13 protein-coding genes are annotated in these 12,493 nt (G+C 70.7%); 11 read left to right on the top strand and 2 right to left on the bottom strand.

The features are described 5' to 3' along the window. Nucleotides 1–46: 46 nt before the first annotated feature. Nucleotides 47–1,471, bottom strand: a complete 1,425-nt coding sequence (locus JKV81_RS01300) for a polysaccharide pyruvyl transferase family protein (RefSeq protein WP_129262900.1) — start codon at nucleotides 1,469–1,471, stop codon at nucleotides 47–49. 297 nt (nucleotides 1,472–1,768) lie between these two features. On the opposite strand from JKV81_RS01300, the gene proB reads away from it, so the two are divergent. The 5 genes from proB to JKV81_RS01275 all read left to right on the top strand — a co-directional run bounded on the left by proB (nucleotide 1,769) and on the right by JKV81_RS01275 (nucleotide 7,176). After that, entirely contained in the window at nucleotides 1,769–2,887 is a 1,119-nt protein-coding gene (gene proB, locus JKV81_RS01295) for a glutamate 5-kinase (RefSeq protein ID WP_202074764.1), read from the top strand. Nucleotides 2,888–3,017: 130 nt separating this feature from the next. After that, nucleotides 3,018–3,503: a DUF8830 family protein gene (locus JKV81_RS01290; RefSeq protein ID WP_129262898.1), complete on the top strand. Its 486-nt coding sequence runs from the start codon at nucleotides 3,018–3,020 to the stop codon at nucleotides 3,501–3,503. A 127-nt stretch (nucleotides 3,504–3,630) separates the two neighbouring features. Continuing rightward, nucleotides 3,631–4,914, top strand: coding sequence for a glutamate-5-semialdehyde dehydrogenase (locus JKV81_RS01285; protein WP_124276524.1), 1,284 nt, complete (start codon nucleotides 3,631–3,633; stop codon nucleotides 4,912–4,914). Nucleotides 4,915–5,001: 87 nt separating this feature from the next. Continuing rightward, nucleotides 5,002–5,613: an SCO2584 family spore wall biosynthesis protein gene (locus JKV81_RS01280; protein WP_129262896.1), complete on the top strand. Its 612-nt coding sequence runs from the start codon at nucleotides 5,002–5,004 to the stop codon at nucleotides 5,611–5,613. A gap of 438 nt (nucleotides 5,614–6,051) precedes the next feature. After that, on the top strand, nucleotides 6,052–7,176 hold the full coding sequence (locus JKV81_RS01275; RefSeq protein ID WP_202074756.1) for an SCO2583 family membrane protein: 1,125 nt from the start codon (nucleotides 6,052–6,054) through the stop codon (nucleotides 7,174–7,176). Here the strand turns inward: JKV81_RS01275 and JKV81_RS01270 are convergent. Further along, nucleotides 7,109–8,269: a M48 family metallopeptidase gene (locus JKV81_RS01270; protein WP_129262894.1), complete on the bottom strand. Its 1,161-nt coding sequence runs from the start codon at nucleotides 8,267–8,269 to the stop codon at nucleotides 7,109–7,111. The genes JKV81_RS01275 and JKV81_RS01270 overlap by 68 nt on opposite strands. Nucleotides 8,270–8,379: 110 nt before the next feature. Between JKV81_RS01270 and JKV81_RS01265 the strand changes: the two genes are divergently transcribed. The 6 genes from JKV81_RS01265 (at nucleotide 8,380) to JKV81_RS01240 (ending at nucleotide 12,338) form a co-directional block, all read left to right on the top strand. After that, nucleotides 8,380–8,532, top strand: a complete 153-nt coding sequence (locus JKV81_RS01265) for a hypothetical protein (protein ID WP_164992676.1) — start codon at nucleotides 8,380–8,382, stop codon at nucleotides 8,530–8,532. 84 nt (nucleotides 8,533–8,616) lie between these two features. After that, on the top strand, nucleotides 8,617–8,778 hold the full coding sequence (locus tag JKV81_RS01260; RefSeq protein WP_164493695.1) for a hypothetical protein: 162 nt from the start codon (nucleotides 8,617–8,619) through the stop codon (nucleotides 8,776–8,778). 38 nt (nucleotides 8,779–8,816) lie between these two features. Then, a complete protein-coding gene (nadD, locus tag JKV81_RS01255; protein ID WP_129262892.1) occupies nucleotides 8,817–9,434 on the top strand; it encodes a nicotinate-nucleotide adenylyltransferase in 618 nt (205 codons plus the stop codon). A gap of 19 nt (nucleotides 9,435–9,453) precedes the next feature. Then, nucleotides 9,454–11,196 (top strand): LCP family protein, encoded by a 1,743-nt coding sequence (locus JKV81_RS01250; RefSeq protein ID WP_202074755.1) that lies wholly within the window; start codon nucleotides 9,454–9,456, stop codon nucleotides 11,194–11,196. Nucleotides 11,197–11,256: 60 nt separating this feature from the next. Next, nucleotides 11,257–11,688 carry a ribosome silencing factor gene (gene rsfS / locus JKV81_RS01245; RefSeq protein WP_099172529.1) on the top strand — a complete coding sequence of 144 codons (432 nt, stop codon included), beginning with the start codon at nucleotides 11,257–11,259 and terminating at the stop codon, nucleotides 11,686–11,688. Further along, nucleotides 11,685–12,338 (top strand): histidine phosphatase family protein, encoded by a 654-nt coding sequence (locus JKV81_RS01240; protein ID WP_202074763.1) that lies wholly within the window; start codon nucleotides 11,685–11,687, stop codon nucleotides 12,336–12,338. Before rsfS ends, JKV81_RS01240 begins: the two co-directional genes overlap by 4 nt. Nucleotides 12,339–12,493: the final 155 nt, after the last annotated feature.

Here is a 12,493-nt window from a genome sequence, read left to right as displayed (position 1 = left end):
GGAGGTGACCGCCTGCCGGCGGGGGCACGTCGGTGGCCGGGAACCCCTACTGCTCGGGGCGCAGCAGCCGTCGGACGGGGCGCCCCACCACACGCCGGGCGCGCCGGTAGGCGGAGGGCCACGCCGCCGCTCCCTCGCCCGTCTGCAGCTTGATGCTGACCGGGCCGGCCTTCTTCTCCAGCTGGCTCCGCAGCAGCGCGTTCTCCGTGGACAGCTCGTTCATGCGGCTCTGCATGAAGCTGAACCGGCTGCTCAGGGAGTCGGGGTCGGTCTCGGTCCACGGGCGGACGGCCGGCGGGAGGGCGAGCTTGGACATGTGGATGTCGAACGCCTTCCCGCTGTCGCCGTGGTGGAAGGTGTTCTCCAGGCCGTTCCGCTCCATGAAGCCGGTGAAGCGGAGGAAACGTTCCTTGTGGCCGTTGACCAGCTCGCTGAAGTCCGCCGCCTCGTACAGCTCGGCGGGGTCGATGTTCTTCGGCGTCTCGGAGATCTTGCGGTGCGGGATGCCGAAGTAGCGGCAGAGCTCCAGGGTCCGCGAGTCACTGCAGAGCACGGTGCTCGGGACGCCGGCCAGCAGCGCCGCGATGTTGCCGTGGATACGGGAGCCGAACGAGAAGTCGAACGCGCGTAGCTCGTCGATCCAGGTGGCCGGGTCGACGTAGAGCCGGACCTTGCCCTCGCGGTACATCGGGTGGGACGGGTGGGTCGGCATCGAGGTCTGGGCGCCGATCGGGTTCGACGTCTCCCGCCAGTGCAGCAGCTGGGCCTCGAGGAGGTTCTGCCCGACGAACCGGAGATTCGGGTAGCGCTCGTGGGCCTGCCGGATGATGGCGTCGAGACCGTGCGAACGTACGGCGCTGTGCGAACCGTTCACCGAGATGCGGGACTCCGCGGTGAGCGACTCGGACTTCTTCTCCAGCGTGAACGTCTCGCCGTTCATGAACATGGAGGGGCAGCCGATGACCTCGACGTCCCGGAAGCCCATGTTCTTGAGGTACTGCTCGGTGAACTCGCCCCGTACGCCGATGGAGGCGCTGCGGTTGAGCACCTCGGTGACGAACTCCCTGACGGTCGGCTCCATCGCCTTCAGCCGCGTGGCGTCGTACTTGAGGTCGGCCTGCGCGCCGACACCCAGGACGACGACGGGGATGCGCAGCTTCTTGATCAGCTGCGTCATCCGCTTCAGGGGCCGCTCGAACGTCGGGCGGAAGGCGTTCGCGAGGGGGACGACGAAGACGTCGTACTCCTCGTTTATGCGGCCTGCCGCCGATGGATCCGTGCGGATGCCGTTGGAGAAGACCTCTGCCCGTGGAGTCGTCAGAATCTTGTGCGACGCATCGCTGAAGATCAGGTTGCCCGCGTTGGTCGCGAAGACATCTCTGTCGAGGGACTGTTCGAGCGAAGCCACATCGAAGGGGCTTTTGCCCGATCTGAGGAGAATGCGCCTCTGGCGGGAGAGTTCATCTGTCACGCAATAGAGGGTAGCCCTATGAATGGCGGGTGGAGATTACGTAAATGACTCCATTCGGGGGCATGTCGAAGCGTGACCCGGAGCGGTCCGCCTCTGTAATGGCGTCTGCGCGGCGACAGCAGCTGAGACGGCACGGTGCCGGCCCCGCCCCCTCACGTAGATTGAGCGGAACCGAGCAGAACGACGTGATGGGGACGGGCGTACGTGTCAGGGGCAAGGGAATCCGAGGAACGGGCTGCCGCGCCCGAAGGCGCGATCCGCACACCCTCCGGGGGCGGCGCGGGCCGCAGGCCGGGTGTGACCGACGCCCGCAGGATCGTCGTCAAGGTCGGCTCCTCCTCGCTCACCACCGCGGCGGGAGGGCTCGACGCCGATCGGGTGGACGCGCTCGTCGACGTCCTCGCCAAGGTCAGGAGCGGCGGGGAACGCGAGATCGTCCTCGTCTCCAGCGGCGCCATCGCGGCGGGCCTCGCCCCGCTCGGGCTCGTCCGCAGGCCCAAGGACCTGGCGCGCCAGCAGGCCGCCGCCAGCGTCGGCCAGGGACTGCTCGTCGCCCGCTACACCGCCTCCTTCGCCCGTTACGGCGTACGGGTCGGGCAGGTGCTCCTGACCTCGGACGACACCAGCCGGCGCGCCCATTACCGCAACGCGTACAGCACCCTCGACCAGCTCCTGGAGATGGGCGCGTTCCCCGTCGTCAACGAGAACGACACGGTGGCCACCGACGAGATCCGCTTCGGGGACAACGACCGGCTGGCCGCGCTCGTCGCCCATCTGGTCCACGCCGATCTCCTCGTGCTCCTCTCCGACGTCGACGGCCTCTACGACGGGGACCCGAGCAAGCCCGGCACCTCCCGGATCGCGGAGGTCGCCGGACCTGCCGACCTGGAGGGCGTCACCATCGGCAGCGCGGGGAAGGCGGGGGTCGGCACGGGGGGCATGGTGACCAAGGTCGAGGCCGCCCGGATCGCCACCGCCGCCGGGATCCCCGTGGTCCTCACCTCGGCGAGCCAGGTGGCCGACGCCCTCGGCGGACGCGACACCGGCACGTACTTCCACCGCACCGGGCGGCGCTCGGCGGACCGGCTGCTGTGGCTGGCCCACGCCTCCACGCCGCAGGGCTCCCTCACGCTGGACGACGGAGCCGTGCGCGCCGTCGTCGAGCGCCGTACGTCCCTGCTGCCCGCCGGGATCTCCGCGGTCGAGGGCGAGTTCTCCGCGGGCGACCCGGTCGAGCTGCGCGACCCCGCCGGCCGGGCCGTCGCCCGCGGGCTCGTCAACTTCGACGCCAAGGAGATCCCCCAGCTGCTCGGCCGGTCCACCCGCGACCTCGCCCGCGAGCTGGGACCCGCCTACGAACGGGAAGTCGTACACAGGGACGATCTCGTCATCCTCGCGCCCCGCCCGGCCCCCTGAAACGGCTGAAAGTCCGGCCTTCGGGCGGAGACCTTCACGAAAACCGCCCCACGCCCGGTCCCGGGCTGGTCAACTTTGTCACGGGGACACAGAGGGGTCAGCACAGCTACACATTCACAGGAGGCCGCCGGTGAGACGAGCGCGCCCGGGGGCGCTGCCCCGCGGAACGGGCAGCCGTGCCCTGAGCAGCGTCGGGGCGGGAGCCGACTTCGTCGGCACGCCCGCCGACCAGACCACCGACCAGCAACCGGTGGTGACGGAAGAGGAACTGACCCGCTCCAAGCTGTGGCACATCACCCTCAGCGTCTCCGGCAGCGAGACACCGCTGAAGGAGGTCAGACGCGGGCTGGAGCAGCTGGCGCACGACCACCCGTTCCTGCTGACCAGCCGATACGCCAACGACCACGCGGAGATCCGTTACTGGGAAGAGGCCCGGGACCTCCACGACGCCGCGGCGGTGGCGCTGCGGCTCTGGGGTGAACACCGTTCCAGCGCGAAGCTCCCGCCCTGGGAGATCGTCGGCCTGGAGGTCATCGACCGGGAGACGTACCACCTGCGGATCGCGGAGGGCTACGGTCCGCCGCCGGCCGCCCCCGTCGGGGTGCACCCGTACTGAGGGATTCCCGGACAGGGCGCACAGCCGGCCGTGCGCCCTGTGCACCGGGGGAGCGAGCGCCGATACGCCTGTCTCGCATCACGGGATACGTGAGGGATGCCCGCAGCGTGCGCATTACCCTGCGGGCATGACCACGCTTTCGCCGTACGACAACATGTCCCCGGTCGCCCAGGCCGCCTACCGGGCACGCGCCGCCGCCGACGACATCGCGCCACTCCCGCGCGCGGCGAAGGACGACGCCCTGCTGGCCATCGCGGACGCGCTCGAGGTGCGCACCAGCGAGATCGTCGAGGCCAACGCCGAGGACGTCGCGAAGGCCAGGGAGGCCGGGACGAGCGAGTCCGTCGTCGACCGGCTCACGCTCACCCCCGAGCGCATCCGCGCGATCGCCGCGGACACGCGGGACGTGGCGGCGCTGCCCGACCCGGTCGGCGAAGTGGTCCGGGGCTCCACCCTCCCCAACGGCATCGACCTGCGGCAGGTGCGGGTGCCCCTCGGGGTGGTCGGCATCATCTACGAGGCCCGGCCCAACGTGACGGTCGACGCCGCCGCGCTCTGCCTGAAGTCGGGGAACGCGGTGCTGCTGCGCGGCTCCTCGTCGGCGTACGCCTCGAACACCGCTCTCGTGCGGGTCCTCCGCGACGCGGTCGGCGGGTCCGGCCTCCCGGCGGACGCGGTGCAGCTCGTCCCGGGCGAGAACCGCGACTCGGTGCGCGAGCTGATGCGGGCCCGCGGCCTCGTCGACGTACTGATCCCGCGCGGCGGAGCCTCCCTGATCCGCACCGTGGTGGAGGAGTCGACGGTCCCCGTCATCGAGACCGGCACCGGCAACTGCCACGTCTACGTGGACGCGCAGACCGATCTCGCCATGGCCGTCGAGATCCTGGTCAACTCCAAGGCGCAGCGCCCGAGCGTCTGCAACTCCGCCGAGACCCTCCTGGTCCACAAGGACATCGCCGCGGACTTCCTGCCCCTCGCCCTGGACGCGCTGGCCGAGGCCGGGGTCACGGTGCACGGCGACGAGCGGGTGCTCGCGTACGCCGAGGAGTCCAAGGCGACCGTCGTGGCGGCGACCCCGGAGGACTGGGAGACCGAATACCTCTCGTACGACATCGCGGCGGCCGTCGTGGAGTCGCTGGAGGCCGCCGTGGCGCACATCCGGCTCTGGTCCTCCGGCCACACGGAGGCGATCGTCACCACCTCGCAGGCGGCGGCGCGCCGGTTCACCCAGTTGGTGGATTCCACGACGGTCGCCGTGAACGCGTCCACGCGCTTCACGGACGGCGGCCAGTTCGGATTCGGCGCCGAGATCGGCATCTCCACGCAGAAGCTGCACGCCCGCGGGCCGATGGGGCTTCCGGAGCTGACGTCGACGAAGTACATCGTCACCGGCGACGGCCACATCCGTTAGCCCGGCACCCCTCGGGCGTCCCCCGGCGGGGCGGGCGAATATGCGGGCTCCCTGCCCAAAACGCCCCGCCGCGGCTACGCTGAAGCTGTGCCGGACGACGTGGGGGGCAGGCCGTTCCCGGACGGCTGGGAGCCCGACGACGACCGCGGGGGCGCGGACGAGGACTTCGCCTCCGTGGTGTTCGACGAGGACTTCGTCCGGTCCGCCGAGATCCACGAACCCACCGCGGTGGAGCGGCTGCTGGCCGCCGCGGAGGCCCGCGCCGAAGCCGAGGCGAGCAGGGCGCGTTCGGGCGGCGGAGCCCTGGACGACGAACTCCACGACGACCTCTACGGCGACGGTTACGGCCCTGACGGCGTGTACGGCCGCGAGAGGGCCTTCGGTGAGTCCCTGGACCCCGATGACCCGGACGGCTTCTACGAGGACGAGGACGGCCCCTACGGCCGCCACGGCGGCTCCCTGCGCCCTTACCGGGGCGCGGCCCGCTGGCACCGGCCGGTCGCCTGGCTGCTCGCCCTGCTGATGGGGATCGGGATGGTGGCGCTGGCCTTCAGCGCCGTGTACCGGGGAGCCGCGGCCGGCCGGCAGGACCAGGTGCCGCCACCGGCGACCAGCGGCGTCGACAAGCCGGGCGTGGTCCCCTCCGCCTCGGCCGACTACTCCCGCCCAGCGGTCTCCGCCGTCCCTCGCACCCCCTGAGCGTGCTTGCCGCCGTTCCCCGTACCCCCTGAGCTTGCTTGCCGCCGTTCCCCGTACCCCCTGAGCCCGCTGGCGGAGGGGATGCGCGCCTGCCCTCGGATGCGCCCGCCCTCGGCGGCCGGGGCCCGTGCGCAAAGGGGATCAGCCCGGTGGCACGGTGTCCGCCCTCGGGCCCACCCCTGGCCCACCCCTCCCGGCGGCGCTCCACCTGCGCTCCCACCTGCCCGGCGTTTACCTTGATGGGGATCGACCCAATCTGAAGGTATGACCTCGCGCCCCCTCCTCCCGTCCCCGTCCCCGGGAAGAGGGCCAGCCACTTGTCCATGCGCCGGAACGCCCATGTGTCGAACCCGTGACGGACAGGTCCGCCCGATGCCCAGCGGCTGAGGCGGATCCCAGCGCCAGCTTCCGCCGGTGGCGCGGAGATCGGGAGAAGTCATGACAGGCCGCGGAGAACCGCCGGAAGGGCCGCCCGAGAACCCCTCGGGCGGGGAGGACGAGTACCGCTCGCTCGTCTTCGACGAATCGTTCGTCCGCGCTGCCCGGCTGCAGGAGTTCTCCGCGCAGGAGCGCATGGGCGACCACGCGCGGGCCGTCCGCTCCCTTCCCGGCCGCCCCACCGCCCGTCGGCGCCGCTCCCGAACCGGCATCGCCCTCGTCCTGCTGATCGTGCTGGCCTTCGCCACCGCCGTCTACGTCGGCTTCCGCAACCCGTACCCGACGCCCGTCGGCAGGCGCGCCGAACCCCTTCAGTCCACGGTCGTCCCCCTCGCTCCCCAGGGCCCCGTCCCCGGAGGGGCCGCCGAGTCGCTCCTCGCGGACGGCCCGGCCGCCGGGCACCGGACGGGCGCCTCGGGCATCAACCTGCCGCCGGTCCGGCGGACGAAGAACTTCTCGGACAGCCAGGTGACCATGGCCCTGACCACGGTCAAGGACTATCTGGTGGGCTCCTCCCTCGACCCCGACGTGCTCACCGCCGGGGTCGTCCGGCCGGTCGGGAGGCTGCTCGACCCGGACCAGACGGCGCAGTTCGACCGGAGCATGGACGCACCGGCCGACGACGGCGAGCACAGCGCGACCGGCTGGCTGGTGCGCTTCGACCCCGCCGAAGTGGAACTGGCCGACACCGACGTCCGGGTCAACGGCACCCTCTCCTACACGGAGGCGGGGGCGGACACCCTGGAGGTGGTGTCCGACCACACCTTCACGTACGCACTGAGGCCCGCCGTGCCCGGCCCCCACCGGGCCGACGGAGCCTCGCTGTTCACCGTGCGCCGCGTCCTGCACTTCCTGCTCGACCGGGAGGACATCCGGCTGCACCGGCTGGAGGTCCGCAGCGCCTACGTCCAGGCGGGTCCGCAGTCCTGCTCGGCCGACACGACCGGTGCCCTCCGCCCGCTGCTCGCGGGCGAGCGGGCGGACACCAGGGGCCCCGCGGGCACCGACCCGTACGCCACGGGGGTGCCCGCGGCGACGCTCTGCGGCACGCTGGGCGTCAGTTCCCCGGCTCAGGGCCCTCCTCGGGGTCCGGACGCCGCCAGGTCCCCTCGGAGCCGTCCGTAGCGGACGATCCCTGGGCACCTCCGGTGCCTCCGGCGCCTCCCTTGGCCGAGCCGCCGCCGGTGTTCCCGCCGGCCGCCCCGGTGAACCTGTCCCGGAGCTTGCCCCCCAGGTCGCCCGCGCCGCCCGCGATGTCACCGACGAGCTTCATCAGCGGGTCCTTGCTGGTGCGCACCGTGTCGGCGTAGTGCGTGGCCGACTCCCGGAAGGAGTCCGTCACCGAGGCGTCCTTGTCCTCGTCCCGCTTGGGGTAGTGGCCGTCCATGATCCGCTGGAAGTCGCGGGTCTCCGACCACTTCTTCAGCTCGGCGGCGCGCACCGTGGTGAAGGGATGCGTCCGGGGCAGCACATTGAGGATCTTGAGGACCGAGTCCCGCAGGTCCCCGCCCTTCTCGTACTCGTCGGCCTGGGCGAGGAACGCGTCCACGTTCATCTCGTGGAGGTGGTTGCCGCCGGCGATCTTCATCAGACCGCGCATCGAGGCCTTGATGTCCTGGCCCACGAGCAGCCCGGCCCGGTCGGCGGAGAGCTCCGACTTGCGGAACCACTCGCGCAGCGCCGTCACTATCGCCATGATCGCCACGTTCCCCAGCGGGATCCAGGCGACCTTCACGGCCAGGTTGGTCAGGAAGAGCAGTATCGTCCGGTACACCGAGTGACCGGAGAGCGCGTGGCCCACCTCGTGGCCCACCACCGCCCGCATCTCCTCCTCGTCGAGGAGCTCGACCAGGCCGGTGGTGACCACGATGATCGGCTCGTCCAGCCCGATACACATGGCGTTGGGCTGCGGGTCCTGCTTGACGTACATCGGCGGGACCTTCTCCAGGTCCAGGATGTAACACGCGTCGCGCAGCATGTCGTTGAGATGGACGAACTGAGCTTCGCTCACCCGGACGGAGTCGGAGAGGAAGAGCAGCCGCAGGCTCCGCTCCGGGAGCAGCCCGCTGAGCGCCTTGAACACGGTGTCGAAACCGGTCAGCCGGCGCAGGGCCACCAGGGCCGAGCGGTCCGCCGGGTGCTCGTAGGCACGCGAGGAGATGCCCGGGAATCGCTTGCGGTGCCTGCTCGGCACGCTCTCGTGACTGCTGTCGGTCATGGATGCCCCCTGTTCGTACGAGACGTTGCTCGTCCCCCTGACAAAAGCCAGCGTATGCGCTGGCGCTACGGTGTGCGGGGGGCTGTGGATAACTTTGAGGAGCGCCCGGAATGCCGCATACCGCCTTCATGCTCGCCGCCGTGTCCGACGACCAGGGACCGGGCAACACGCTTCGGATCGTGCTGCTCGCCTCGCTCGTGGGAGCAGCCGTGCTCGCCTGGTTCCTGCTTCGTGGATACCGCAACGACGACAACAACGACTGAGTCGGCGTGAGCGTGCCCACGGCGCCCGCATACGATGTGCGCGACGTCTCCCTCCTGATTCCCGATGGATAGGTCCTGCAGAAGATGAGCCTCTCGAGCACCGCGCACCAGCTGGTCACCCTCGCCTCCGAAGGCGAGCAGGGTGGTAACCACGAAAGCCTCAGCCCGTACCTCACCGGTGGCGGCGCGCTCTTCGTGCTGCTGCTCCTGCTGTGGATCACCACCCGCTTCAACCGAGACCGCTGAGGCAGAGGCGAACAGCTGTGCCAGTAGGGTCTGCACGCATGGGAGAGCAGGAAGTGCCTACCGGCCGCGGCAAACGCCGAATCGGAGTGATGGGCGGAACATTCGACCCGATCCATCACGGACACCTGGTGGCGGCCAGCGAAGTGGCCGCCCACTTCCACCTCGACGAGGTGGTCTTCGTCCCGACCGGGCAGCCCTGGCAGAAGAGCCACAAGCAGGTCTCGCCGGCCGAGGACCGCTATCTGATGACGGTCATCGCGACGGCGTCCAACCCGCAGTTCTCGGTCAGCCGCAGCGACATCGACCGCGGCGGTCCGACGTACACGATCGACACGCTGCGGGACCTGCGCACGGTCCACGGTGACGCGGACCTCTTCTTCATCACCGGCGCCGACGCCCTGTCCCAGATCCTGACCTGGCGCGACGCCGAGGAACTGTTCTCGCTCTCCCACTTCATCGGTGTGACCCGTCCGGGTCATCTGCTGACGGACGACGGGCTGCCCAAGGGCGGCGTCTCGCTGGTGGAGGTGCCCGCGCTGGCGATCTCGTCCACGGACTGCCGTGCCCGGGTCGCCCAGGGGGACCCGGTCTGGTACCTGGTGCCGGACGGCGTCGTCCGCTACATCGACAAGCGCCAGCTGTACCGCGGCGAATGAGCCACGGAGAGGGGCACCTGTGAACGACCGACACAACCCGTACGACCCGTACCAGCAGCCGCAGATCATCGGCTACGACGAGTACGGGCAGCCGGTCTATCAGCAGCAGGGGCAGCAGCAGTACGACCCGTACGCCCAGCAGTCCCAGCAGCCCCAGCAGCCCCAGCAGGACGGGCAGTCGCAGCAGGGATACGGCTACGACCCGTATACCGGCGGGCAGCAGTACGACCCGTACGCCGCCCAGCACGCCCAGCAGCCCCAGCAGCAGGCCCAGCCGACGCAGCAGGGATACGGCTACGACGACGGCAGCGGCTACGGCGCGTACGGCTACGACACGGGCCGGCAGCCCGCCGTGGACGACACCGCCCAGCAGTGGAACGCGCCCCAGGCCCCCGCCGCACCGGCGGCCGCGCCCCCGCCCCCGTTCCCGGAGCAGCGGAGCGAACCGGAACAGCCGGCCGACCCCGCCGTCCCCGGGCAGCGCCGTGCCGACCGCGACTACCGCACCGAGCAGTTCTCCTTCATCGAGGAGCCCGACGAGGACTCCGAAGACGTCATCGACTGGCTGAAGTTCACCGAGAGCCGCAGCGAGCGGCGCGAGGAGGCCCGCCGGCGCGGGCACAACCGGATGGTCGCGCTGATAGTCGTCGTGGCGCTCGTGGTCGTCGGCGGAGCCGGCTACCTCTGGTTCGCCGGAAAGATCCCGGGAGTCTCGGGCAAGGACGGGCAGAGCGCGGCGGCGACGGGCCCGCAGAAGCGGGACGTCATCGTCGTCCACCTGCACAACACCAAGAAGGGCGGCACCTCGACGGCGCTGCTCGTCGACAACGTCACCACCGGTCAGGGCACCACTGTCCTGCTTCCCAACTCGCTCGCCGTGGCCGCGGAGGACGGGTCCACCACCACGCTCGGCAAGTCCGTCGACGACGACGGGTCCACCGGGACCCGTGAGGCGATCGACACCCTGCTCGGCACCAGCATCAGCGGCACCTGGCGGCTCGACACCCCGTACCTCGAGAACCTCGTCGAGCTCGTGGGCAACATCGAGGTCGACACCGACACCGCCGTGCCCGACTCCAAGAAGGGCGCGGCGCCCCTCGTGAACAAGGGGGAGGCGCAGACGCTGAGCGGCCCGATGGCCGTCGCGTACGCCACCTACCAGGGCGAGGGCGAGCCGGAGGCCAAGCAGCTGGCGCGCTTCGGCGAGGTCATGCGGAGCGTGCTGCGCAAGCTGTCGGAGGACCCCAAGGCCGCGACGGTCACCATCGAGACCCTCGCGCAGATCCTCGACCCGTCCCTGCCGGAGCAGGACCTGGGTGCTTCGCTGGCCAAGCTCGCCGGGCACGCCAAGGTGGGCGACTACAAGACGGAGCTGCTCCCGGTCCAGAGCGACGGAACCCTCACCGAGAAGGCGACCGAGAGCGTCGTCAAGGACGTACTCGGCGGCAAGGTGAAGGCCCCGGAGCAGGGTGCCGCCGTACGCGTCGGCATCAAGAACGCCACGGGCGACACCAAGGGCACCGAGTACGCCAGGGTTCAGCTCGTCAACGGTGGCTACGCCTTCGTCGACAGCGGCAAGGCGGACACCCTGGTGACGTCCGAGGTGGTCTACGGCACGGCGGAGGACAAGGCGAAGGCGGTCGAGGTCGCCAAGACTCTGGGCCTGCCCGAGAGCGCGGTGAAGAAGGGCGAGCCCGCCGCCAACGCCGACGTCTCCGTGGCCCTCGGACAGAACTACAAGATCCCCGAGCAGACGTCGTAAGGGCTGTCGGCGGTCCGTGAGACCCTAGAGGTTGATCTGACCGCCGACGAAAGCCTGCATGTGACCGCCACGGACCGCTCCATCGAGCTCATCAACGCCGCCGCCCAGGCGGCGGCCGACCGGCTCGCGCACGACATCATCGCCTACGACGTCAGCGACGTGCTGTCGATCACCGACGCCTTCCTGCTGGCCTCGGCTCCCAACGACCGCCAGGTCAAGTCGATCGTCGACGAGATCGAGGAGCGGCTGCAGAAGGAGCTCGGCGCCAAGCCGGTACGCCGCGAGGGCGACCGCGACGCCCGCTGGATCCTCCTCGACTACGTCGACATCGTGATCCACGTCCAGCACAGCGAGGAGCGCGTGTTCTACGCGCTCGAGCGCCTGTGGAAGGACTGCCCCGAGATCGCCCTCCCCGAGGACGCGCTCAAGACCCGGGGGAAGGCCGAGGAGCACGCCCAGCTCAACGGCGGCACGGAAGGTGACCAGAGCTGAACGGCAGCAGCAGCGGCAGGGGCCGCAAGATCGTCCTCTGGCGGCACGGTCAGACGGCGTGGAACCTGGAGCGCCGCTTCCAGGGGTCCAGGGACATCGAGCTGACCGAGACCGGGGTGGGCCAGGCCCGCCGCGCCGCCAGGCTGCTCGCCTCGCTGCAGCCGGACGCGATCGTTGCGTCCGACCTGCGGCGGGCGGCGGCCACGGCTGCCGAGCTCGCCTCGGTCACCGGCCTGGACGTCGCGCACGACGCCGCGCTGCGCGAGACGTACGCGGGCGCCTGGCAGGGCCTCACGCACGAGGAGATCGTCGGGCAGTACGGCGAGCAGTACGCCGCGTGGAAGCGCGGTGAGCCGGTCCGCAGGGGCGGCGGTGAGCTGGAGACCGAGGTCGCCGACCGCGCGGCCCCCGTCGTCCTGGAGCACGCCGGAAAGCTGCCCGACGCGGGCACGCTCGTCGTCGTGAGCCACGGCGGCACCATCCGGACCACCATCGGCCGGCTGCTCGGTCTCGAAGCCCACCACTGGGAGGGGCTCGGCGGGCTCTCCAACTGCTGCTGGTCCGTGCTGGGTGAGGGCGCGCGTGGCTGGCGCCTGCTCGAGCACAACGCCGGGACGCTCCCCGAACCCGTGCTCGGCGACGACGACTAGCGGGTGCCCGGAGGCCCGCTCCGGGCGGCGGGGGCCGGATTTCACTTTCCGGCTCGTCGCAGGCTAAAGTTCTTCTTGTTCGCAGCGCGGAAACGCAGGGAAACACAGCGGACAGCGGGGCTATAGCTCAGTTGGTAGAGCGCCTGCATGGCATG

It is taken from the genome of Streptomyces silvae, assembly GCF_016745505.1.
Classification (GTDB): domain Bacteria; phylum Actinomycetota; class Actinomycetes; order Streptomycetales; family Streptomycetaceae; genus Streptomyces; species Streptomyces silvae.
The sequence above is the reverse complement of the archived record's forward strand: the minus strand, read 5'-3'. Positions and strand labels throughout refer to the sequence as shown.